The sequence below is a fragment of the Calyptranema fuscum S582 genome (assembly GCF_055793305.1).
Window position 1 is genome coordinate 186,769 of the sequence record NZ_JBSLYH010000003.1, and the last position, 23,130, is coordinate 209,898.

Annotated in this window: 17 protein-coding genes and 1 pseudogene; 9 read left to right on the forward strand and 9 right to left on the reverse strand. The window is 48.2% G+C overall.

All coding sequences use genetic code 11. From position 1 onward, the window contains the following. Positions 1-58: 58 nt before the first annotated feature. Positions 59-1,633 carry a photosystem II high light acclimation radical SAM protein gene (locus ACR6Z4_RS03730; RefSeq protein ID WP_479715873.1) on the reverse strand — a complete coding sequence of 525 codons (1,575 nt, stop codon included), beginning with the start codon at positions 1,631-1,633 and terminating at the stop codon, positions 59-61. 334 nt (positions 1,634-1,967) lie between these two features. Between ACR6Z4_RS03730 and ACR6Z4_RS03735 the strand changes: the two genes are divergently transcribed. The 5 genes from ACR6Z4_RS03735 to ACR6Z4_RS03755 all read left to right on the forward strand — a co-directional run bounded on the left by ACR6Z4_RS03735 (position 1,968) and on the right by ACR6Z4_RS03755 (position 8,027). After that, the gene (locus ACR6Z4_RS03735) at positions 1,968-2,321 is read left to right on the forward strand and encodes a DUF1830 domain-containing protein (protein WP_479715874.1); all 354 of its coding nucleotides are present in this window, start codon (positions 1,968-1,970) and stop codon (positions 2,319-2,321) included. Positions 2,322-2,821: 500 nt separating this feature from the next. Continuing rightward, entirely contained in the window at positions 2,822-3,259 is a 438-nt protein-coding gene (locus ACR6Z4_RS03740) for a DUF4079 domain-containing protein (protein ID WP_479715875.1), read from the forward strand. Between the two features lie 63 nt (positions 3,260-3,322). Further along, positions 3,323-3,907 carry a hypothetical protein gene (locus ACR6Z4_RS03745; protein ID WP_479715876.1) on the forward strand — a complete coding sequence of 195 codons (585 nt, stop codon included), beginning with the start codon at positions 3,323-3,325 and terminating at the stop codon, positions 3,905-3,907. A 118-nt stretch (positions 3,908-4,025) separates the two neighbouring features. Then, on the forward strand, positions 4,026-4,778 hold the full coding sequence (locus ACR6Z4_RS03750; protein WP_479715877.1) for an ABC transporter ATP-binding protein: 753 nt from the start codon (positions 4,026-4,028) through the stop codon (positions 4,776-4,778). Positions 4,779-5,315: 537 nt separating this feature from the next. Next, entirely contained in the window at positions 5,316-8,027 is a 2,712-nt protein-coding gene (locus ACR6Z4_RS03755) for a beta strand repeat-containing protein (RefSeq protein WP_479715878.1), read from the forward strand. Positions 8,028-8,088: 61 nt separating this feature from the next. Here ACR6Z4_RS03755 and ACR6Z4_RS03760 read toward each other — a convergent pair. The 5 genes and pseudogenes from ACR6Z4_RS03760 to ACR6Z4_RS03780 form a co-directional block, all read right to left on the reverse strand. Further along, a pseudogene (locus ACR6Z4_RS03760) lies at positions 8,089-8,352 on the reverse strand (DUF4351 domain-containing protein); the annotation flags it as partial. 18 nt (positions 8,353-8,370) lie between these two features. After that, on the reverse strand, positions 8,371-9,390 hold the full coding sequence (locus tag ACR6Z4_RS03765) for an aldo/keto reductase (RefSeq protein ID WP_479715879.1): 1,020 nt from the start codon (positions 9,388-9,390) through the stop codon (positions 8,371-8,373). A 193-nt stretch (positions 9,391-9,583) separates the two neighbouring features. Beyond that, on the reverse strand, positions 9,584-9,955 hold the full coding sequence (locus tag ACR6Z4_RS03770) for a hypothetical protein (protein WP_479715880.1): 372 nt from the start codon (positions 9,953-9,955) through the stop codon (positions 9,584-9,586). A gap of 196 nt (positions 9,956-10,151) precedes the next feature. Next, entirely contained in the window at positions 10,152-10,502 is a 351-nt protein-coding gene (locus tag ACR6Z4_RS03775) for a hypothetical protein (RefSeq protein WP_479715881.1), read from the reverse strand. A gap of 221 nt (positions 10,503-10,723) precedes the next feature. Then, positions 10,724-11,737: a phosphoribulokinase gene (locus ACR6Z4_RS03780; protein ID WP_479715882.1), complete on the reverse strand. Its 1,014-nt coding sequence runs from the start codon at positions 11,735-11,737 to the stop codon at positions 10,724-10,726. Positions 11,738-12,489: 752 nt separating this feature from the next. Here ACR6Z4_RS03780 and petH point away from each other — a divergent pair. Further along, the gene (gene petH, locus ACR6Z4_RS03785) at positions 12,490-13,707 is read left to right on the forward strand and encodes a ferredoxin--NADP reductase (RefSeq protein WP_479715883.1); all 1,218 of its coding nucleotides are present in this window, start codon (positions 12,490-12,492) and stop codon (positions 13,705-13,707) included. A 750-nt stretch (positions 13,708-14,457) separates the two neighbouring features. Then, positions 14,458-16,293 (forward strand): alpha/beta hydrolase, encoded by a 1,836-nt coding sequence (locus ACR6Z4_RS03790; protein ID WP_479715884.1) that lies wholly within the window; start codon positions 14,458-14,460, stop codon positions 16,291-16,293. A gap of 385 nt (positions 16,294-16,678) precedes the next feature. Here ACR6Z4_RS03790 and murB read toward each other — a convergent pair whose 3' ends face one another. Together murB and murC are read right to left on the reverse strand one after the other, a co-directional pair. Continuing rightward, positions 16,679-17,644, reverse strand: coding sequence for a UDP-N-acetylmuramate dehydrogenase (gene murB, locus ACR6Z4_RS03795; protein ID WP_479715885.1), 966 nt, complete (start codon positions 17,642-17,644; stop codon positions 16,679-16,681). Between the two features lie 412 nt (positions 17,645-18,056). Continuing rightward, positions 18,057-19,604, reverse strand: coding sequence for a UDP-N-acetylmuramate--L-alanine ligase (murC, locus tag ACR6Z4_RS03800; RefSeq protein WP_479715886.1), 1,548 nt, complete (start codon positions 19,602-19,604; stop codon positions 18,057-18,059). Positions 19,605-19,881: 277 nt separating this feature from the next. Between murC and nadD the strand changes: the two genes are divergently transcribed. Further along, on the forward strand, positions 19,882-20,547 hold the full coding sequence (nadD, locus tag ACR6Z4_RS03805) for a nicotinate (nicotinamide) nucleotide adenylyltransferase (RefSeq protein WP_479715887.1): 666 nt from the start codon (positions 19,882-19,884) through the stop codon (positions 20,545-20,547). A 466-nt stretch (positions 20,548-21,013) separates the two neighbouring features. Beyond that, positions 21,014-22,024 (forward strand): type I glyceraldehyde-3-phosphate dehydrogenase, encoded by a 1,011-nt coding sequence (locus tag ACR6Z4_RS03810; protein WP_479715888.1) that lies wholly within the window; start codon positions 21,014-21,016, stop codon positions 22,022-22,024. A gap of 374 nt (positions 22,025-22,398) precedes the next feature. On the opposite strand, the gene ACR6Z4_RS03815 is transcribed toward ACR6Z4_RS03810, so the two are convergent. After that, positions 22,399-23,121 (reverse strand): response regulator transcription factor, encoded by a 723-nt coding sequence (locus tag ACR6Z4_RS03815; protein WP_479715889.1) that lies wholly within the window; start codon positions 23,119-23,121, stop codon positions 22,399-22,401. Between the last annotated feature and the right edge of the window lie 9 nt (positions 23,122-23,130).

Here is a 23,130-nt window from a genome sequence, read left to right on the forward strand (position 1 = left end):
AGTAGAAGGTATTGAGAGAGCCGCGCTCCGCGCGGCTCTCTCAATACCCCTAATCCAGTTAGACGGTCAGCAATACTTTTTTCCGATCAGCTTCAACAGGGGCAGACAGGGCTTCCTCTAGGGGCGCACAACCAAAGCGTTGTTCCAAAATCTTCATCACCTCGCGCCCAAAGTCGTCGGGATTTTGCCTCCAGGCTTGCAGACAGACGTCACCAAACATAGAACCGAGGGGTTCTGGATTCCACAGCAATTTTTTGGCAACCCAGGGCAAGTGAATCGCGAGGGGATCGTAGCCGCGCTTGAGAATGTTGTGTTCAAAAGCGTAGTCTTCTAGATGGGTGTGGGGTTGCAGCCCAATGAAGAAAATGGCTGGCTCTACTTTATCGGCACCAAAAATTCGCTCTAACTCGCGGTGATAGGCGATCGTCTGGCGAATCGTTTCCGGACGTTCATCGATCACATTAAAAGAATAGTTGACCGAAACCAGAGCATCGAAGCCTGCGGTTTTGAGATCACGGCAGTTTTCTAGCACTGTGCGCAGGTTATAGCCCATTCGCATCTTGCGCACCAGCTCTTGAGATCCGCTGGTAATGCCGATCTCAAAATAATTCATGCCGGTTTTTACCATCAGATCGCAGAGTTCGGGCGTGAGATTATCAGCTCGAATATAGGCTGCCCAGTGGATATCTTCCATGCCAGCCTCTAGAACCTTTTGCAGCAGGTCTACCGCATCGTCGATAAATTTACGGGCGGGGATGAACTGAGCATCCGTAAACCAGAAATTGCGCACACCCCGATCGTAAAGTTGGCGCATTTCTTTGACCACTTCGTCTGCCGGATTAATCCGAACTTGCTTACCCTCGACCACGGTATAAACGCAGTAGCAACAGTTATGAGGACACCCCCGTTTGGTTTGCACCCCGACGTAAAAGTCTTGTTCTTGCAGGTAATACTCAAATTCTGTCCAGATGCTACCGATGTAGTCGTAATCGCAAGCCGTTTTTTCAATCGGGGCAGGTTGTTCGTGAATCATGCGATCGCGAGGTTTGGTTTCGCCCACGACATAACACCGTTCACCCGAAAAATCGTCTGCGTTCAACAATTTTTCTAATAGGGCTTCGCCTTCACCCACGGAGATGATGGTGCCTTTGGGCAACATCGTTCCCAATTGTTCGTAAAACACACTGACCGCACCCCCACCGACGACGGTACGAACTTCGGGATGATAGCGCTTTGCTCGTTTGGTGCCGCGTCTGATCAGCCCTAAATTTTGCTGAAGTTCTGCCAGATAAGACGTCACCATCCTCAATCCCCCGATCGCACCCCGCAGTTTTACCAGAGGATTGAGGGCGTAATAAAATTCAAACGCGTTTTGTAGGGGATTGCCACCCCGACCCCCCACAGGCGCATAGATCTGAATATCGCGCCAGGAGAAGACCAGCAAAGTGGGGCGAAAGTCATCAATACAGCGATCGAGTGCCGAACCAAAATCTAGTGGCGGGATCGTTCCCAAATCAAAAATCCGTTGCTCTACGCTGGGAAACTGTTTGTGAACGTGATCTGCCAGATACACGACCCCGATCGGAAAGATCGGATTACAAGGAAGGCGGACGTAGAGGATACGATTTTCCATGGGGATTTATCCTGACTCACTATAATTTTGCGATCGCCCCAGGACAAACCAGGGAGGGGCAGTGCGCACACAACTCGTTTGCAGTCATCCGGTGGGGATGAGAATTCTGAAAGATTGTTTATATAACTTCACGATACCACCGACTCTCCGGGACTGCATGACGTTTCTGCGAAACCAGGAGTCTATGAAGCAGACTGTCAGGATAAATTGCTTTACTATTCTTAGTATCTTGTCAGCAGGAAGCGCTTGGTAGTCGGGTTTACAGCCCGTAGGGATCGCAGATGTTAAGGTTCATAGGTAAATGCAAATCTTAGATGAAGCTCCTCCTAAGCTTATGTCTCAAATCTTTGATCCCTTACCGTCTGATTTTGGCGACGGCGTCCTCTGCTGCTATGTCAATGCCACCAGCAAAATTCAGATCGTTCGCATCACCAATGTCCCTAATTGGTATTTTGAGCGGGTGGTCTTTCCGGGACAACGTCTAATTTTTGAAGCTCTGTCTTTAGCGATGCTTGAAGTTCATACAGGTATGATGGCAAGTGCAATCTTGTCAGATACGATTCCTTGCGAACGATTGCGGATTGAAGCTGAGCTAGAAAGTTCCCTCAACGTTCCCGATCCCCTTTTAAGCACCACTGATCTGGTACGAGAGTCGCTGGCGACTGCCGTTTCTGTCCCTGCGGAATAATATCTCAAGGCTATACAGAATCTCTTGATACGAGAAAACGTGTTTCCTGCTTCTGATTCTAAATTTGGTTTAACAGAAAAACATACCCCAACAGCGATCGCGCTTCAGCATCTCGTGAATACACCAATACCGTGTTAGGTGTCTTTAGAGATCAGCCAGATTGTTGAACATTGAGAAAACACTGAAATAAAGGGTGCCAGCGCCATCAGCGCTGGCATTGTTTTTATCAACGCGATCGGTTCAAAGCTAAATTAGACGGTGAACCCGAAGGGTTCACCGTCTAATTCACATCCAAAACCAGCAACACCGGATTTGGGGATGAGTTTGAACGTGAAACCTTTGGTTTCACGTTCAAACTCATCCCGTTATGAAGCAATGCCGCAAATTTTGACCTAAAACTAGCAACGCCGCAGTTTGGGATAATAAGTTTTGGGATGATAAGTTTGGGATGATAAGACCGATAATTTAGTAGAACACGCTCGCGTAGGGAGGCGATCGCCTTGGATCTGCCCTCATTTCTATGGTTATGGCGCATTGCCGCCTGGTCAATGGGGTTATCGACCACTGCCTATTTGATATTGGCACTCTCGGGTGGCTGGCTGATGTATAGCCGTCGCGCCGCACAACAACGCCCCAAATGGTTGCGCCCCTTGCATTACATCATTGGCGGCAGCTTAGTGGGTATGGTGCTGCTTTTGTTGTCCGTTGGCATAGTCGGCACATTGGGATACTACGGCAACCTCGGACATTCGTTTCATCTGCCCGCAGGTCTGGGCGTGGTGTGCTTAACCCTGCTGTCTGCCTGGAGTGCCAGCCAAATTAGCCCAAAACGTCCCTGGGCACGTACACTTCACGTTGGCACCAATATGGTTCTGTTCCTGGGATTTGTCACCGTATCCCTTACCGGCTGGGGCGTTGTCCAGAAATATTTGCCCTAGAATGCGATCGGGACTCTTCCCAGTCTTGTCCCCAGTCCCTATCACCCATTCCTCTTGATATTCATGTCCTCAGATCTATCTCCCCCACCTCAGCCCTTGGATGCGATCGCCTTTTCAGAAACCTATCGCATTTCTCCGCTGGTACGTTTGACCTTGTTGGCACTGTATATTTCGCTAACGCTGCCGTTGCCCTTTTTGGCGCAATTTACAGCCGCACCCGTTCCAGCCAGTGTGCTATGGGTGAGTCTGGCGTTGGGGTTTATCGCCTTGTATGGGGCATTGAGCGATCGCATTGTGTTGAATGAGCACGGCATTCAAGTCACCTATCCAAAATGGATCCCTGCGTTTTTTCGCCAAGGTTGGATGTTGCCCTGGGCTGACATTAAGGCACTCAAACCGCGCTCAACAGGACAGGGAGGGCTGGTTTACTATTTCCTCAGTACATCGGGAGACGCGCGACTCTTGCCGATGCGAGTTGCCGGATTTGCCCAACTGGTTCGTCGGGTACAAGCAAAAACGGGTATTGACACAACCGATGTGCGCCCGTTATCGCAACCCTGGATGTATTTGATCTTGCTGGGGTTGACAGTGCTATTGCTGGCGATCGATGGTTGGACGATTTGGATGGCACTGGGGCAGGGTATGTAGAAATTCGCAAGTGTGTGACGTACATGTTTTTGAGAGAGCCGCACTCTGCGCGGCTCTCTCAAAAATCGGAATCCATCCAGGCGCAAGGCGCTATAAAACCATCTTGAGTTTTTCAACCGTGTCAACCCATACCCCTGTTTTGCGATTACAACAGGTCAGCCTGAACGCCAAGTTAGGGGAACAGGCGTTGTTACAGGAAATATCCTGTGAAATTTTTGCGGGCGATCGCATTGCTATGGTCGGTCCGTCGGGAGCCGGAAAAACCTCTTTTCTCCGATTGCTCAATCGCCTGCACGAGGCAACCCAAGGAACGATTTATCTAGACGATCAAGACATTCGCCACATCCCTGTGCAGCAGTTGCGTCAACAGGTGATGCTGGTGTTACAAGAGTCTAAGTTGCTGGGCATGACCGTGCGAGAGTCGCTGAAATATCCCCTGAAACTGCGTCATCTCAGCGACAGTGTCATACAACAACGCCTGGTTAGCTGGATGGAACGTCTGCATTTGCCCTCAGAATGGCTCGATCGCACCGAATTGCAGCTATCGGTCGGGCAACGACAACTGGTGGCGATCGCTCGGGCACTGGTGACGCAACCGAAAATTTTACTGCTCGATGAACCCACGTCTGCGCTCGACGCCGGACGGGCAAACCATGTTTTGCAAGTGCTGGCAGAGTTGGCAGAAACCAACCCAACGGCGATCGTCATGGTCAACCATCAGTTAGATATGGCGCAGCACTTTGCCAATCGCATGTTTTATTTAGAATCGGGTCGGTTATTGATGGATACCCCCGCTCAGACGTTGGACTGGAGCAACCTGAAAACAACCCTCGTCCAGGCAGAACTGCGCGAGTCCCAAGAATGGGAATAAAAGCGGGCATTGCTTATCCCAAACGTTGAGCAAACTACACTCCGCGCAACTCGTTCAACACATCATCTGTTCTAACTGGATTGAGTCAGGCTATCGATCACTTCGCGCCTAGATGGATTATGGGTGTTATGAAAGAGCCGCGCTCCGCGCGGCTCTTTCATAACACCGTGTACGTCGCGCCATTGGGAATCGCCATAGTTCAAGAAAATTAATTGAAGATTAGCGATATAAATAATCTCAGATAGAAGCATTTGTATATAACTAAAGGCGAATCAACTCAAATCCAAACATAATTGAATGTGTCATCAAACTAAGTCGCTTAACTTGCATGATCTGCTCAAGTAGGGTGTTACGTTTGACTAGGTTTTCGATTTAGATCGTGATCCATCACGATTTCTGCACATTTTCTCTCCTGCTCTACACAATTTTTTGAGTGCGATCGCCCAACAGATAATGACGCAACATTATTGCGCAAATATGATCGTGAGCAGCTGGCACTTGATCCAAAATTCACGGAACCAGTTCTTCTAAATAAATATGGTATTTACCAATTTCAACCTTTCTTCACTCGACAGCAAAAACGGCTTTACGATCAACGGCATTGCAGGCAATGACCAGCTTGGCAGCACGGTCAGTGGTGCAGGCGATATCAATGACGATGGCATCGACGACATTGTGATTGGTGCGCCAGACGCAGATCCCAACGGCAATGCTTCCGCAGGGGTCGCTTATGTCATTTTTGGTAAGGAAAATTTCACCAATCCCCTTTTGCCATCCGCACTCAATGGCACAACAGGTTTTCGGATTAATGGCATCACGGCAGAAGATGGGGCAGGCTTCTCGGTGAGTAGTGCCGGAGACGTTAATGGCGATGGCATTGACGATCTCATCGTCGGCGCACCGGATGCAGACCCCAATGGGCTTTCGTCAGGACAGGCATACGTCATTTTTGGTAAGCGTAGTGGCTTTTCTGCCAGCTTAAATCTGTCTAGCCTTAACGGTAGTAATGGATTTCGCATCAGTGGCATTGCAGCAGGCGATCGCACAGGGTTTGCGGTTGGCAGTGCAGGCGATATTAACCGGGATGGACTTGGCGATGTTGTTATCGGTGCGCCTGACGCCGACCCCAACGGCAACGCGTCTGCCGGACAGGTGTATGTCGTATTTGGCAAGCGGACTGGATTTACCTCCAATGTCAACCTCGCCAGCCTCAATGGCAGTAATGGGTTTGCGTTGAATGGCATTGCCATCGATGATCGCACAGGGGCAACCGTCAGCGGTGCTGGTGATATCAATGGCGATCGCGTCAGTGATCTGGTGGTCGGTTCTGCTGATGCAGATTTTAACGGCTTTAACTCTGGCAAAAGCTATGTGGTATTTGGGCGATCGGGTACCTTTGCAGCCAGTGCCAGCTTCAGCAGTTTAGACGGCAGCAATGGCTTCACCATCGTTGGCAGTGCAGCGGATGACCACTTCGGCACATCGGTCAGTGCAGCTGGCGATGTCAACGGCGATGGACTGGGAGATCTCATTGTCGGAGCCAGCGATGTTGACCCCGGTGGCAAATTTTCTGCGGGGCGGAGTTATGTCATTTTGGGGAGTCGGGGTGGATTTGCCGCAACCTTTAATTTGACAGGACTGAATGGTCGCAACGGGTTTAGCATCAACGGCATTGCCACAGAAGATGAATCGGGGCTATCGGTCAGTGGCATCGGCGATTTCAACTTTGATGGGCTTGACGACTTATTAGTAGGTGCGCCTGCTGCCGATCCGGGGGGACGAGCATCTGCCGGACAGAGTTATGTGGTGTACGGAAGTCGCAGCTATGGATCGGCTGTCAATCTGTCGTCACTAAACGGCAGCAACGGGTTCACCATCAATGGCATTGGTGCAGGCAATGCCTCTGGTAGCTCGGTCAGTCGGGTCGGGGATGTCAACAACGACGGTATTTTCGACTTGATCATCGGTGCGCCCGGTGCTGCCGCCAATGGCAACGTTTCCTCAGGGCAAGCCTATGTGATCTTTGGCTTCTTTGGCACCATTCCAGGGTTTACAGCCAGCCCACCCACAGTTGATGCCAGCGGTGTGACGTTTGGATCTGTGCGCGCCAGTCTGGCACAACAACGAGTCGTGTTTAACTTCAAGCCGCGTTCGGTTAGCCGCGAACTGGTGGGCAAGTATGTAGATATTTATGGAACGGCGTTTGGCGATACGCTGATCGGTAACGGTCAAGCCAATATGCTGGTGGGCAATGGCGGCAACGATGAGATATCAGGGTTGGCAGGAGCCGATACCCTACGGGGTGGCACCGGCAATGACACGCTAGACGGCAGCACGGGGATAGACACAGTGGTCGAATTTGCTCAGACAAATTTGACGCTAACGAACCTCTATCTCACCGGCTTAGGGCGCGATCGCCTGATTAAAATGGAATCAGCTAAGTTAATCGGTAATGCAGCCAACAATACGCTCAATGCCACCTCCTACACACGCGGGAAAGTGCAGCTTTTGGGTAAAGCAGGGGATGACCGTTTGATCGGTGGCAAGCGGGACGATACGGTGTTGGGTGGTGATGGACGCGATCGCCTTACAGGAGGGGTCGGAGATGACACCCTGCGAGGCGGCAAAGATGCCGATCTACTGGTAGAAAAGGGCAATGTCAATTTCACCCTCAGCAATAAACGGCTGGAAGGGTTGGGGATCGATCGCCTGTTTGGACTCAACGGGGCCTCACTCTCTGCCGGAAATCGCAATAACAAAATGGATGCGTCTGCCTTTACCCTGGGTCGAGTCACGTTGGATGGCAGTAGCGGCAACGATACCTTGATTGGCGGCAGAAAAGGAGATGTGCTGATAGGTGGGACAGGGAGCGATCGCTTAACAGGTCGCTTTGGGCGCGATGTGTTAAATGGAGGCAGTGGACGCGATCGCTTTATATTCAATACCGACAAACCCTTCAGGCGTGCCACGATGGGCGTAGATGTCATTCAAGACCTGCGCCGATTACAAGACTGGATCGTGCTCGATCGCACCACGTTTACAGCCTTAGGAAAAGAATTGAGCTTTGCTGTCGTTAGCTCTAGAGCTGCTGCTCAAAAGAGCGACGCAGTCATTACCTACGTCCGTTCTACAGGCGCATTATTTTACAACCCGAATGGCGAGGAAATTGGCTTTGGTAAAGGAGGACGATTTGCCAGCATCACCGATCAACCTCTCCTGTCGAAACAAAACTTCCTGATTCAGGCATAACGAGTCGTGCTTCAAAAGCGTTTTAGATCATGACCCTTTTCACAAGACTATTCAGACTATGTCATTGCACCCCAGTTAGCCAGATTTCTAAATCAGCCAGGTTAGTAAAGTCAAGCAGTGCTTCGCCCAATACGTCTAGTTGGGTCAGCGTTAGTCTATCCACCAGCGATCGCACGGATTCAGGTAATTCTCCAAAGCGATGGGTTAGTTGACGCAAAATGAGCGATCGTTACCTCTCTTGCCGTCCCTCTGCCTTCGCTTCCTGATAAACCTGGGTTTCCTCAAGCTTTAATCCGAGCATTGCTTCTACCTCCACTCGACTCAATTAAGCAAACTTATACGCCTATCGCCGATACTCATCGCCACAGTCGCCAATGATTTGAAATAGATCGCGAGACTGGTTGACGACTGCCTCAATCTCTGCCAGATCTTGGGCATCCAAGGTCAGGTTAAACACGTTGGCATTATCTTGCAAATGTTCACTGATTCCCAGGCGGGCACCGACAATCACCCCGGCAACGGCAGGCTGATCTAGCACATACCGAACTGCCACGTTGGCGATACTAACCTGATGTTTTTGGGCGATCGCAGCTAGCGTTTTAAGCAAGGTTTGAAACAACCCCCACCCGCCCCAAGAATCGATCATTTGTTTATATTTGCGCTGCGATACCGTTTCCAGATCCCAATTACGAGGTTCCGGGCGACCAAGATATTTTTCTGACAGAAACGCACCGCAGAGGGTGCCATAGGTAAACAGTTGTACGCCTTTTTCCTGGCACAACTTTGCCATAGCAACTTGTGGACGACGGTCAACCAACGAATACTGCACCTGGTTGGATACAACGTTGATGCCATTTTCTAAAATGATCTGGAGGTGCTCCGTGTCAAAGTTGGTCAATGCCAGATGCTTGATTTTGCCCTCTGATTGCAACTCTGCCATATATTTCAGAGCATCTAGATACCCAGAATCGCGATACTCCCACCAATGAAATTGCATCAGGTCGAGCGATCGCACATCCATGCGACGTAACGAGATCCCAATATTTTCTTCAACGATGCCACGGGTCATACGACCGGGACGAGGTACCCACTTTGTAAACGCTTGCAAGTTAGATAACGCGGCTTCGCCCCGACTTGTCCGCAACTGTCTGCGAAATTCACCAATAAAATCTTCAGCCGGTCCATAGTGATCGGCTAGATCCCAGGTTGTGTAGCCTGCGTCTAGATATTGCATCATCATGGCGATCGCCTTTTGGGGGTCAATCCGTCCATGTGCCCCCGACACCTGCCACATTCCATTCAAGAGGCGACAGATGTTTAAATCTGACGTGAATTGCAATCGACTTGACTCAGGCAGACTCATTTCAGTATTTCAGTGCAACATCTACAATTATGTTGCCAATCTACAGATTTAACTGCGACCATCCACCAGGTCGTTCAGACACAAAATTCCCCAAGGGCGATCGCATGCTTACAGCACTTCGCGCTTGGGTGTGTTGAGATTTTGAGTTGTGTGCCGCGCGAAGCGCGGCACACAACTCAAAATCTGTAGCAGATCAAGAATCTTGTTGCCGCAATTTTTCTAACTCAAGCCGCAATGCCGCAATTTGCGCAGTCAAATCTTTTAGATCTGCCTGCACCGTTGGCGACGCCGCTGGCGTCGCAGCAGATGCGGAAGATGACCCCGTTGGGCTACCAGAGTGGGTGGGCTGATTGAGAATATTTTCAACAAAACTACGAGCTTCTTGTTCCGTCACTTCGCCTTTAGTCGCCCATTCTTCCATCAGCTGATTCAAGTCAGTTCTCAGGCGGGCAAGGTTTTCGTCACGTTGCTCTGGGCGTTGCACCAGGTCAATCATAAAAGAAGTCGCACCCAGGGTTGTATGAAACCCTTTTTGAAAGGATTGCAGAATAGTATCAGGATTCATAGAACGTTTGAGTCAGTGAGTAAAGGTAGGGGTCAGTCGAGAAACAGGATTTGTAGATAAAATCCCCTTGTGCTCTGTCCAATAGTATTCGCCAGTGATAGGGGTAAGAAATGTTACGTGCAGACAGACATTCTACCCCTGCATCCCATGAACAAAATTAACAGCTCACTAGTCGAAGCTTAGCGAATAAATTTGATTAAGAAAATTGTTCTAAATATTGATTGACATCTTCAATCACCCGCGTCAATTCGGCTTCTGTATTCAAGCGAATCCGTTCGTCTCGCAAAGTAATAAGGACTTTTGCCGCAAAAGGACTGGGCCAAATATTGGGATTACAAAAGATTTCTAAAAAAACATCTCCTGTAAATTGATATTCCATCGATTTTTGAGGACTGGGTCTACCTCCGGTAGCTCCATGAGCAGCTACAGCTTTAAGGCTACTCATCAGTGTTGCGATCGCCAGTTGCAATTGGCGAGCCGCATCCGGTGTAAAGCTAAATGAAACGGAACCTTCTACCAGGTTTAAGCGCAGTTGGGAAGAAGACATGGGTCGGCAGTATTTCCGTACAAATGAGTGGGATTGACCCCATAGTAAAGGGCGAAGGGGACACCCTGCTAGCGAATCAGGTGAGCATACCCTCTTTTGAAGAGAACCACCGCTTCACCGTGTCTCTTCAACAGAGTAACAGAATGAGAAAAAACAATGTGTGCAGAGCGGCGTTGCCGCTCTGCACACATCAAAGTCCCACTTTAGAATGAGTCAGCCGCTTAGTTAGCAACCGCTTTTGCAGCCATTTTGGTGTCAATTGCCGTTAAACGCTCATAGGTAGCGCGCATCTTCAAGCCCACTAACACCTGGAATAAACCACTGCCGTTGGTAGACCCCGGATAGTTTCTGTGCTTCAGCAGCAACTCAGTCATCTCACCATGAAAACGGGTCGAAGTATTGCTGAGATGGCTCTCGACATAGATCATTTCTTCCAGACGTTCGAAGTTACCATCAACTTCTAGAATGGAAACACTGTTCTTGTAGTAAACATCAGGACCGTAGTACATCCGAATACCTGGATACGAACAGGTCAACTTGCGACCGCAAGGAATCCAATCGATGGTCGAGCCTTCGTCAAACAAGTACACAGGCTCAAATCCTTCAACTCCGTCTTTCTGGACGAGACGAACCCGAAGAATCTTTTTCTCCTTGTCGTCTTTAATCAACTGAGTTGGCAGAATTTGGATAACCACATCAGCGTGTTGCTTTTGAGGATCGATGTATGCTTCAAAATCTGGACGACGAGCATTGATGGAAGCCAACACGTCTTCATAGGTATGACCCCGTTCAGACATATCTCGCTGAATCTTCCAGGCAATTTTAACTTCGTCATCAATGTCTAGATAGACGCTGAAATCAAGCAGCGATCGCACCCGTTCATCATACATGGGGTGCAACCCTTCAATCACAACAACACGATTGGGATGAACCACCTCTGGGGGGTCAATCATTCCCGTTTCATGGTTGTAAATGGGCTTATTGATGCTGTGACCTTCTTTCAGTGCCTTGATCTGCTCATACATCAGATCAAAGTTATTGGCCTGAGGGTTCAGTGCTGTTACCCCAGCTTCTTTGCGCCCCTTACGATCCAGACTGTGGTAATCGTCCAGACAAATCACTGTCATAAACTCTTCGCCAAATAAATCTTCCAGGCGGCGCAAAAAAGTTGATTTGCCACATCCGGAATCTCCGGCGACGCCAATTAGAACCACACGGTCTGGCTTACTGGTCATAAGTGCCCTCTAAAACAAAAATAAACAGTCTACTAAATCAAAATTTTGAGCAAACCCAACCCTTTGTTGCTAGCTTTGTCGCAACCACCTGAGCAGCTATGTCAAAGCTAAAGGCAACCCCCAAAACCATGAGCCGCAATAGGGACTCAAAACATGGTTCACGGAGTAATCCCGCCTAAAAAATCACCCCTTCAACGGGGAGACTCAAACCATTCGATAGGTATTTAGTCCTATCTCCTACACCAAAATCCTACCAGAAGGAAATCATCCCTACAAGCTTAAATTGGGGATGAAAGGCTATCAGATCAGCGTGAGCTATCTTCGGATCAACGTTATTATTTCTTCCAAAAAATAAGCCTGCTGCCTGAACGAGAAATTGATGCTTTAGTAACTATGCTAAGGGTAATTGAGCATTTAAAGAAAATAAAAATGATTCAATATTGACATTCTGTAACTAAATTGCTCGCTATTGTTAAGCCTGAGTAGGTGCTTATTTTTTCCTATCTTGCCTGCCCATAGAGGTTTGCATATGCCAGAGACGGTTGTGAGTCCGCACTCATGTGCTCTCAGCCAATTGTTTCTCAAAATTATGCAGCACTTGCTTTTAAGTGTAGAGAGACTCGCTGTGCAATGCTACGCTAATTAAAAGTCTGATCGAGTCTCAGGAGTTATTCCCGAGATTGGCTGACTTGTGGTGGAAGTAGCACGATCGAATGTGCTTAAGTCGGGTTCATTGAGTTACTGATTTAGACATGTACAATCCAAGCGCAGCGGGTGTATCCGGGAATACGCCCTCCGGTAGCCGCCTCTTTATATATGAAGTGGAAGGTCTACGCCAGAATCAACAAACTGACAATACAGACTATCCGATTCGGCAGAGTGGTAGTGTTTTTATCACAGTGCCCTATGCTCGGATGAATCAAGAAATGAGGCGGATCACTCGCATGGGTGGCAAGATTGTCAGTATCCGTCCCATGACTGTCGATGGCGTAGATAACGGTAGAGTCTCTGCTAACACTGCATCCCCGCAAACAAAGTCAGCAGAAGAAGCTAAGCCCATGACTCAAGCCAAAGAAAAGAAAAAGTCTGATATTCCTGTTAATACCTATCGACCCAATGCGCCGTTTATCGGCAAATGTATCTCAAACGAAAAGCTTGTTGGAGAGGGCGGTATTGGTATTGTTCAACATATTACGTTTGACCTATCAGATGGTGATTTGCGCTATCTGGAAGGTCAAAGTATCGGGATTATTCCAGAAGGGAAGGATGATAAAGGCAAGCCTCATAAGCTAAGACTTTATTCGATTGGGTCTACTCGTCATGGCGATAAACTGGACGACAAAACCGTGTCGCTGTGTGTTCGTCAGTTGGAATACAAACATCCTGAAACTGGGGAAACCGTTTACGGGGTTTGTTCAACCTATTTGTGCAATCTTCAGCCTGGGGCAGATGTAAAAATCACAGGACCTGTGGGCAAAGAAATGTTGCTCCCAGATGATCCTGAAGCTCAAATCATCATGATGGCAACGGGTACAGGAATTGCACCATTCCGGGCATTCCTCTGGCGGATGTTTAAAGATGAAGAACGGGCTTTAAATCCTGAGTATCAATTTAAGGGTTTAGCCTGGTTGATCTTTGGCATCCCCACCACACCCAACATTCTCTATAAGGAAGAACTGGAAGAGATGCAGGCAAAATACCCTGACAACTTCCGTTTGACCTGTGCCATCAGCCGTGAGCAGAAAAATGCTGAAGGCGGCAGAATGTATATTCAGCACCGGGTTGCAGAACATGCTGATGAACTCTGGAAGCTGGTTAAACAAGAGAAAACCCACACTTACATTTGCGGGTTGAAGGGTATGGAAGAAGGTATCGACGAAGCCATGACTGCTGCGGCTGCTAAAGAAGGAGTGGTTTGGAAGGATTATCAACGCTCCATTAAAGAGCGCTGGCACGTTGAAACCTACTAAGAATAGTAGATCTTAAAACCGGATACCCAGTTAAGGGGAACCGCAGCGTTCCTGCCTTTCCCTTTTATGCACTTCTGAGTTTTATAGCAGTGTGTCTACAGATCGCATCGTATAGATGTCAGGCGGGGTGCAGAGTTAGAAGCTCTGCACCCCGTCGAAATTTAAGCAGTGCTACATACATCAAAAGTCAGGGCAAATCGATCAATTTGCCCTGACTTTTGTCTTTAGAGAATGAAGTAAGAAGTCATAAGAGCTCATCGAAAAAAATTAGAGAATTTTAATTGGTTGTGCTCTTTAGTCATGAAACCTTAACAGTTTAGATTGACGCTTAAGGCGATCGCCCATTCGATTCAGTGCGGGGAAACCTTAATTTCTTTAGAGATAAGTTTTGCCTCTGCCTCCCAAACAACGCTTACAACTAAATCTGCCTGGGGATGTGAAAAATTTCTCCATGAGGGAGATTTTTTAACATCCTCAGGTCAAAGTAGCCTGCTGGATAAGATTTTACAGAAAGTACCAGAAAGAAGGATGGCGATCGCCCCAACTATCTCGCAAGGTGGATGTTAAGGAAAAGATTTCTTTACAAAAACTCCATTAAATTTTGGGAACTCATTTGAACAAGTTTTATGTCAGTTCGATCAGGCTTAAACCTACCCAAGGCAAAAAATTTGGAAGACAAGCCAGAATAAGGACAGCTTTGCTCGGTTTCTTCGTCTTTGCCCCGCCGACCTTTCCAGAACAGGTTGCTTTATGAATACGCTGTTCTTTGCCCCGCCTGCGATCGCTCACACCCTATATCCTCGACCATTGACTCAACGAAGAGCTCGATCTCCATTGTCCTGGAAAACCGTGTTGACCAGTGTCGGGGTTGGTTTATTACCTGCCACCTGGATAACGTTGGCACGTCCTGTCCTGGCTGCCGAGCGCATTTATGCAACCTACGGCATTTTAGAAATCAGCGTTTCTGTTGATTCGCTAGAAATTTTTGCAGACAAGGGAAAAGTTAAAGGCGATTTGTCTGCTTTCACTCGCTATGCCACACCTGAGCAACTGATAGAGCTACAAAGTTTTCTATCAACCCGTGCCCCGGTGAACCAAGTTGCGGTTGCCCAGTTTCTCTATACCCCTCAGGGAGAAGCGTTACTAAGGCGGGCAGGGGAAATTATTCAAACTGAAAGCAGACAATCGGGATTTTATGCGATTCGTGCCGCATTAATTCTGGCAGCCGCAGATCCAGAAATAGGACTGACCCCGATTAATGTGTTACGGCATTTTCCCTTAGCGGGTATCCGGGTTGATGTCGAACGAACGCTAGAAATTGCTCAGCAACTGGAACAATTAATTAGTCAGACCAATCGTGCGATCGCTGCTATTGAGCAACTTTCTGCTATCGAAGCTGCTTCAGAACCTACCGTTGACTTTACCACAATGGCAGATCTGCGGGTTGCAGGTCCGTTTACGTGGGACAAGGATGAGATTCACCTGTCTGATGTCAGTCGCGATCGCAATTTTAGTGCCGACATTTACCTCCCCACGGCTGCGGATGGCTCATTCCCCAAACAAGCCCCTGTTATCGTAATTTCTCACGGCTTAGGCTCCGACCGCACGACCTATGCCTATTTAGCAGAGCATCTCGCATCCTATGGCTTCGCGGTAGCCGTTCCCGACCATCCTGGAAGCAATGCCGAGCAACTGCAAGCCCTAATCGAGGGCAGAGCCAGTGAGGTCGCTGATCCCCAAGAATTTATCGATCGTCCTCTCGATGTCAAATTCCTTTTAGATTCGCTAGAAGCCGATCCAGATTCCAAGTTTAAAGACCGACTTGATCTACAAAACGTGGGTGTTATTGGGCAATCTTTTGGAGGCTACACAGCTCTAGTGTTAGCTGGCGCAAAAATTAACGTTTCTGCATTACAAACAAACTGCCCCGATGAGTCATTAAATTTGTCGCTTTTACTGCAATGTCGGGCGCTGGCATTGACTGATGTTCCCTCCGACTTCAGGGATGATCGTGTTAAAGCCGTCATTGCCATTAATCCAATTGGCAGCAGTTTATTGGGTGAAGCAGGGTTTAGGGATATTCAAATTCCCGTGATGCTGGTGACGGGCGATGCTGATACCGTTGCGCCTTCTTTACTCGAACAAATTTATCCCTTTACCTGGCTCAATGCCTCCCACAGATATTTGCTGCTACTGCGGGGCGCAACGCACTTCTCTACCATTGGCGAGTCAGACTCTGACAGCGGCAGTGTCCAACTGCCACCCGAAATCATCGGACCCGATCCGGCGATCGCCCGTCGCTATCTCAATGCTATGAGCGTTTCGTTTTTTGAGATTTTTGTGACGAAACAGATGAGCTATCTTGCCTATCTTGGGTCTGGTTATGCCAGATTTATCAGCCAAAACCCAATGCAGCTCAGGTTAGTCAGCTCGCTCAGCCCAACCCAACTATCAGATAGTCTGACCAACCCGTCCGATAGTTCCAACCTGTCAGATATTTCGATTCCTACAAATATTTCGATTCCTAACGACATTTCATTACAAGACAGGTCAGATCTGCGCACGTCCCCAGGAAACGCCCAGTAATACCAATTTTTTGTGAAGATGCGCTAAACCCATGACCCCCTGTAGTCCCCCTTGGCAAGGGGGACGGCGGCAGCCGGGGGTAAATCGGCGCAGCCTCATATATAGCGCTGTGCAGGTTGATTCAGTACGGTGTTGTGGGGCGCTCCGCGCCCCACAACACCGTTTCTGTACTTAACGAACTTGCATACTGCTATAAAAACGGTATAACCAGACTAATTAGAGCCATCAGTACAGGCTTAATGGCTCCGACACCCTATTCGCCAGCCTCAGGTATTGATTAATGTTCAGAATGAAGTTGAACGTGAAACCAAAGGTTTCACGTTCAACTTCATCTCTAAAATCAGCAACGCCCAGCATCAGCCTCTGATCATCGCAGGGTTGCCGCTCAAAACTGCCCTAAAAGCTTCACTTCAGGTTCGAGATGGATCGACCATTGCTCTTGCACCTGCTGTTGTACATAGCGAATCAGATGCAAAATATCCATCGCTTTAGCCGCATTGCAATTCAAAATAAAGTTGGCATGGCGTTGGGCGACCTGTGCCCCGCCAATCTGATAACCCTTTAGACCCGTCTGTTCAATCAACCACCCTGCCGAATAGGGCTTGGGGTTACGGAAAACGCTGCCACAACTGGGTAAGTTATAGGGTTGGGTGGTATGCCGCTGTTCTAAATATTGGCGAGTCGTCGCAATCACGCGTTGTGGATCGTGTCCGGGTTGTAGTTGAAACGTTGCCTGACTGACCAAACGGTGATCGGTTTGCAAAATCGAGGTGCGATAGCGATAGCCCATCTGATCGGGTAACAAAATTTCTGGCGTGCCATCTGGGTTTAGCACAAGAGTGCTGGCTAAAGAATCGGCAGCACACCCATCATGCGCTCCAGCATTCATCACAACGACACCGCCCACGGTGCCAGGAATGCCAATGGCCCACTCCAGACCGCTCCAACCTCGTTCGGCAGCTTGCCAGGCCAAACGGACAATCGGTTCTCCCGCTGCCGCCGTAATCTGAGCCGTGTCTGGGTCAAAGTGGCTATACCGCAGGTGACGAGTACAAATGACTAATCCGGCTAGCCCGCGATCGCTAATTAATAAATTACTTCCTGCACCTAAAACGGTGACGGGTAAACCGTGTTCCTGCGCCCAGAGAAAACTTGCTTGTAAGGTTTCTGAATCGCGGGGAGCAATGTAAAATTCTGCGGGCCCGCCCACTCGAAAAGATGTCAGGTTTGCCAACGGCATTTGGCGCTGGATAAAACTTGAAGTTTCAGGCAATCGAATGGGTTCAAGCGATGGGTCTAATGAAGAGATAGGACTGGATTTTGGGTGAGCGATCGCTACTCTAGAAGTCATTGCAGTTTCGGCAGTATTCCTGGCAGAAGATCTAGGCTTAGATAGAGTCATAGGTGATATGAAGCGAGAAGGCATTTAATTTAGCAGGAGCACCCTTGCAAGGCTGACCTAAGGTATTCACATCTAGTTTTAAAAACAAGGCAGCCAGAGCAAGCGTCTAAGGTTTCTTAAAACTAGGTGCTAATAAATGGTGATTAATAGATGGGTATAAAAGCAGACTTAAATACCCATTAGTTTGTTCAGAAAATCTAAAAAACAGCAATTGTGCTAAAGAAGCATTTTGAAGGGATTAGCATGGGGATCATTGAAAACGCTATTACAATATGAACCGGATCTAATGTTGATCCTGAACATTTGAGAGATTTCAAGCTCATCAATCAGCGCCATCAACTCGTTTAGCCAATCATCTCTCTTAGGCACAAGTGGTTGTAGAGTCTTGACTCTGTTCTAACTGTTGGAAAAACGTCATGAGGTCTGGAATAGTCCGGTTTAAATTACCGGCACCCAGAAACATGACTAAATCGCCAGGAATTAAAACATTTTTCAAATAGGTCACAACATCCGCCAGGGCAGGTTGATAAATCACGTTCGGATGATAACCCGCGATCGCATCGGCAACTTGTTGCCCACTAGTTTGCCCCAAATTTTGTTCGCTAGCACTATAAATTTCAGTCGTTACGACTAAATCTGCATCTCCAAAAGATTGGGCAAAGTCAGCTAAAAACGCTAACGTGCGACTGTATCGATGGGGTTGAAATACAGCTACAACGCGACCAAAGCCTTTTTTGGAGGTATCTACTTGCAATCGAGCCGCAGATAATGTGGCTTGAATTTCGCTGGGATGATGCGCATAGTCATCAACAAACACAATCTGGTTGTATTCTCCTCGTCGCTCAAACCGTCGTCGAGCACCCTCAAAGGTGGATAGAGCCGATGCAATTTCAGCAAACTCAAGCCCCAGCAACCGCCCCACCGCCACTGCTGCCAGTGCGTTACTGATGTTGTGCCGTCCCAATAGCTTCAAGCTCAACAGCCCCAAGACTTGACCTCGTTCCCAAATTCTAGCGGTCGTGCCACTGGCATCAAAGGCAATATGGTCTGCGATGTAGTCTGCACCCGAATCGGACTGTAGACTATAAGTAATAGTGGGTTTGAAGTCACTACGAACCGTTTCACAATCCAGACACCCAATCAAAATACGGCAGTGTTGGGCAAACGTTTTGAAGATGTCGATGACTTCATCCAGCGTATCGTAGTGGTCGGGATGGTCTAGCTCAATGTTGGTAACGATGCCAATTTCAGCAGAAAGTTTCACCAGAGAGCCATCCGATTCATCTGCCTCTGCGACCAGATAAGGACCTTGCCCCACTCGCGCATTTCCTTCCCAGGCATTGACTTCACCCCCAATCACAATGGTTGGGTCTAGCCCCGTTTGCAGCAGTAAATAGCCAATCATGCTGCTGGTTGTGGTCTTGCCATGCGTTCCGGCAACTGCGATGCTGCGGTAATCTTGCATTAACCCCGCTAATACATCAGAACGATGAAAGATAGGGCAACCCAGGTCTAATGCTGCTCGATATTCTGCATTGGCAGGGTTAATTGCCGTCGAGCAAATGACCTGGGGTAAGGTTCGGTCTGACGCTGCTGTTGTAACGGAACTGGTGGATGCAGGTGCATCTTTAGCGGTTTCAAGGGCAACTGAAGTGGCGATCGCCGTTGCAGACTTTGACTCAGATGTATCCGCTACTGATCGATAAAATTCTAAATTAGACGCATCTTGACTCCAAAAGATATGAGCACCCTGCTCTTGAAGTCGTTGCGTAATATGGTTAAGACAGATATCAGAGCCGCAAACTGGCAGTTTTCGCTTTGCAAGTATGTACGCGAGAGCCGACATTCCAATTCCACCTATCCCGATGAAATGGAACGGTTTCCCGCTAAAATCAACAGAACTCAGCATTTTAGCTCCTCAAACACCACACACCACACCAATATCACGCGATATCATAGCAAGAATTGTTTTGTCCCGATACAATTTGCGACGCAATTCATGCATTCTTCCCAAGAGTTTTCCCGGAAATTTCACTCCTCATTCATCTCAGGATCGGGGATTAACTAAAACCGAAGATTTATTTTTGTAAGCGCGGCGACGCCGCGCTTACAAAAATAAACTTCCAAATTTTATTTAATTTTTGTTCGGATCCCACGTGTGTCCATCAACCTTGCTAATTGAGTCTATGCAACGGGTAGCCATTTTTGGGGGCACATTTAACCCGATTCATTGGGGGCATCTCATTACAGCAGAAGCTGCCTTAAACCAGGCACACCTCGATCGCATCCTTTGGGTACCCAGCCATCGTCCGCCTCATCGCACCTACTCAGATGTAGTGAGTTTCCAGCATCGGATGGAAATGGTAAAACGGGCGATCGCAGATCACAACGCTTTTTTCCTTTCCACGGTTGAACTGGACAGACCCGGAAATTCATATGCGATCGATACATTTACTGAGTTGCAAATACTCTATCCCAATAACCAATGGTTTTGGTTAATTGGTTTAGATGCATTTCAAAGCTTGCCTCGCTGGTATCGGGGTCAAGAACTGGCAGCCCAATGCTCCTGGTTAATTGCACCCCGCGCAGCAACAGCCAGTTCCACTGCCGCCACCATGCCCACACCCGCTGGTTCAACAGCAGAAAATACATCAGCTGATTTAGCCTGTCAGCACATCGCACACCGCATGGCGCAGCAGTCAGTCCCACTTCAATGGCAATTGCTGGATATGCCATTCATCAATATTTCGTCCAGCATGATCCGTCGTTATAGAGGCGATCGCCATTCGATTCGCTATCTACTTCCCGACCCGGTCAACGACTACATCATCGAACACAGTCTTTATCTATAGAACTCGCCGTAGACACAAGGCGGATATAACGATCCTAAATCAGTTGTGAAAGCGCCCGCCCGAGGGGCAGACGCTTTCACAACTGACATTTTCACGAATCCAAAAGTATTGCTAATTGCTATAAGTTTTCGAAAGGCTGGCGAGCTTCTCAAACCATATCCGTCCTTCAGCTTTCAAATCGGCATGAGCTGGAATCAAGGAAATTCCGGGTGGGGATCACGCCTGTGATAGCAGCGGGGGCAGAAAAACTCATCGATAGGAATTTCTACCTACCAACTTTTTCATCGATAGGAATTTCTGCTTATCAATCAGGATCTCTTGAGTGCGTAACTCGCTAACGTGTATGATCTGACTCATTAATAACCTCTTGCAAAACTGGCTTATCTATCAAGGGATGCAGCCTATTGACAGTAGCTTTTGTAGGAGATTCCGCAGGTATTCACTTAAAGACAGAGGGCAAGACGCAGTGATTAGAGTAGCAATTAACGGCTTCGGGCGCATCGGGCGCAACTTTTTGCGGTGCTGGTTAACCAGACAAAATAGCGGTATTGAGTTGGTTGCAATTAATGACACATCCGACCCCAAAACCAATGCTCATTTGTTGAAATATGACTCTATGTTAGGCAAATTAAATGCCGACATCAGTGCCGATGATGACACGATTACCGTTAATGGAAAAACGATTAAGTGTACCTCTGACCGTAACCCTCTCAACCTACCCTGGGGAGCCTGGGATATTGATCTGATTATTGAATCAACGGGTGTGTTTGTTAGCAAAGAGGGTGCTTCCAAACATATTCAAGCAGGCGCTAAGAAAGTTTTGATTACAGCCCCCGGAAAAGGCGAAGACGGCACCTTTGTGATGGGCGTTAACCACCACGACTACGATCACAATCGGCATAACGTCATCAGTAATGCCAGCTGTACCACCAACTGTCTCGCCCCTATCGTTAAGGTCATCAACGATAACTTTGGCATTATCAAAGGCACCATGACCACCACCCACAGTTACACGGGTGACCAGCGGTTGCTGGATGCAAGCCATCGCGATGTCCGACGGGCAAGAGCTGCGGCACTCAACATCGTCCCCACAACCACAGGGGCAGCAAAAGCCGTTGCTCTCGTGATTCCTGAAATGGCAGGGAAGCTCAACGGCATTGCCCTTCGAGTCCCAACGCCGAACGTTTCTGTTGTTGACTTTGTGGCGCAAGTTGCCAAGCCAACCATTACCGAACAAGTCAATGAAGCTCTAAAAGCCGCGTCTGAAGGTCCACTCAAAGGATTCTTGGCTTACAGCGAGTTGCAACTCGTGTCTTGCGATTATCGCGGTACTGATGAGTCTTCGATTATTGACGCTAACCTGACGATGGTTATGGGCGGCGACATGGTCAAGGTCGTGGCTTGGTATGACAACGAGTGGGGTTACAGCCAACGGGTTGTAGACTTGGCAGAACTCGTTGCAGCTAAGTGGGCTTAAGTACTACACCTGCGGAAACTGATGATTAAGGTTTAAACTGCATCCCAGGTTAAACCTTAATCAGGTCATGGCTCGTTTGTCAGCGAGTCATGGCTTTGTGCGTTTAAAACGAAGACATTGCTGCAAGATGGGGATGGATTTGAATATGAAACCTTACGGTTTTACATTCAAATCCATCCCCATCTGTAGATTCAATCAAAACAGACTTCGTGAATCTGTTATCGCCTATTTCAGCAGATGGAATTTTTCCAAAGGAAAAGTTTCACCTGCCAAGATAGACGGGGTATATCAAGCCCAGTTCTAGCATCTCAGCGACGGTTAGACAAAGGTTGGGACAAGCCAGACACAGTAGAATTTACATAATTTAACCTATATTACATGACGTCTGTGCTCGCTTTTTGGCTTAGTTCTGGCGCTTCGAATTTGTAGCCGACTCCTCGCACCGTCTGAATCAGAGCAGGTTGAGAGGTATCGATTTCAATTTTCTTGCGAATTTGCCCGATATGGACATCAACGACCCGCTGATCGCCGACATATTCGTAATCCCAGACTTTTTGAATGAGTTCGGCTCTGCGCCAAACACGACCAGGATGGCTCGCTAAGAAGTGCAGCAGATCAAATTCTAAAGCCGTTAACGGAACAATACCGCCGTTAAGCGTGACTTCACGTCGTACCGGATCGATCACTAATCCGTTAAACGATAAGCATTGTTGTTCGGCAGTGGTAACTGGGCGTTGACGTTTGAGGATAGCCCCAACTCGAACTTCCAATTCTCCCAAACTAAACGGCTTTGTCAGATAATCATCCGCGCCTTGACTAAAGCCTCGAATTTTGTCTGCTTCATCAGTACGGCTAGTCAACATCAGTACAAAAACGCCGGTTCGGCTTTGCATCTCTTGGCAAAGTGCATAGCCAGTGGCGTCTGGTAGATTGACATCGAGGATAACTAAGTCTGGATTAAATTGCTCGAATATCGCCAATGCTGTTTTCCCATCTTCCGCAGATTCCATTTGATAGTTCTGCTTGGAGAGAAAACGATGAATGAGAGTTCGGATAGATGGATCATCATCTACTACGAGAATCTTGGCTGGGGCCATAACCTTTCG

Coding starts and splice junctions, on each gene's coding strand:
- ACR6Z4_RS03730 (WP_479715873.1), bottom strand. CDS start 1,633: ATGGAAAATCGTATCCTCTACGTCCGCCTTCCTTGTAATCCGATCTTT.
- ACR6Z4_RS03770 (WP_479715880.1), bottom strand. CDS start 9,955: ATGAATCCTGATACTATTCTGCAATCCTTTCAAAAAGGGTTTCATACA.
- ACR6Z4_RS03815 (WP_479715889.1), bottom strand. CDS start 23,121: ATGGCCCCAGCCAAGATTCTCGTAGTAGATGATGATCCATCTATCCGA.
- ACR6Z4_RS03765 (WP_479715879.1), bottom strand. CDS start 9,390: ATGAGTCTGCCTGAGTCAAGTCGATTGCAATTCACGTCAGATTTAAAC.
- petH (WP_479715883.1), top strand. CDS start 12,490: ATGTACAATCCAAGCGCAGCGGGTGTATCCGGGAATACGCCCTCCGGT.
- ACR6Z4_RS03790 (WP_479715884.1), top strand. CDS start 14,458: ATGAATACGCTGTTCTTTGCCCCGCCTGCGATCGCTCACACCCTATAT.
- ACR6Z4_RS03735 (WP_479715874.1), top strand. CDS start 1,968: ATGTCTCAAATCTTTGATCCCTTACCGTCTGATTTTGGCGACGGCGTC.
- ACR6Z4_RS03745 (WP_479715876.1), top strand. CDS start 3,323: ATGTCCTCAGATCTATCTCCCCCACCTCAGCCCTTGGATGCGATCGCC.
- ACR6Z4_RS03775 (WP_479715881.1), bottom strand. CDS start 10,502: ATGTCTTCTTCCCAACTGCGCTTAAACCTGGTAGAAGGTTCCGTTTCA.
- murB (WP_479715885.1), bottom strand. CDS start 17,644: ATGACTTCTAGAGTAGCGATCGCTCACCCAAAATCCAGTCCTATCTCT.
- murC (WP_479715886.1), bottom strand. CDS start 19,604: ATGCTGAGTTCTGTTGATTTTAGCGGGAAACCGTTCCATTTCATCGGG.
- ACR6Z4_RS03755 (WP_479715878.1), top strand. CDS start 5,316: ATGGTATTTACCAATTTCAACCTTTCTTCACTCGACAGCAAAAACGGC.
- ACR6Z4_RS03780 (WP_479715882.1), bottom strand. CDS start 11,737: ATGACCAGTAAGCCAGACCGTGTGGTTCTAATTGGCGTCGCCGGAGAT.
- nadD (WP_479715887.1), top strand. CDS start 19,882: ATGCAACGGGTAGCCATTTTTGGGGGCACATTTAACCCGATTCATTGG.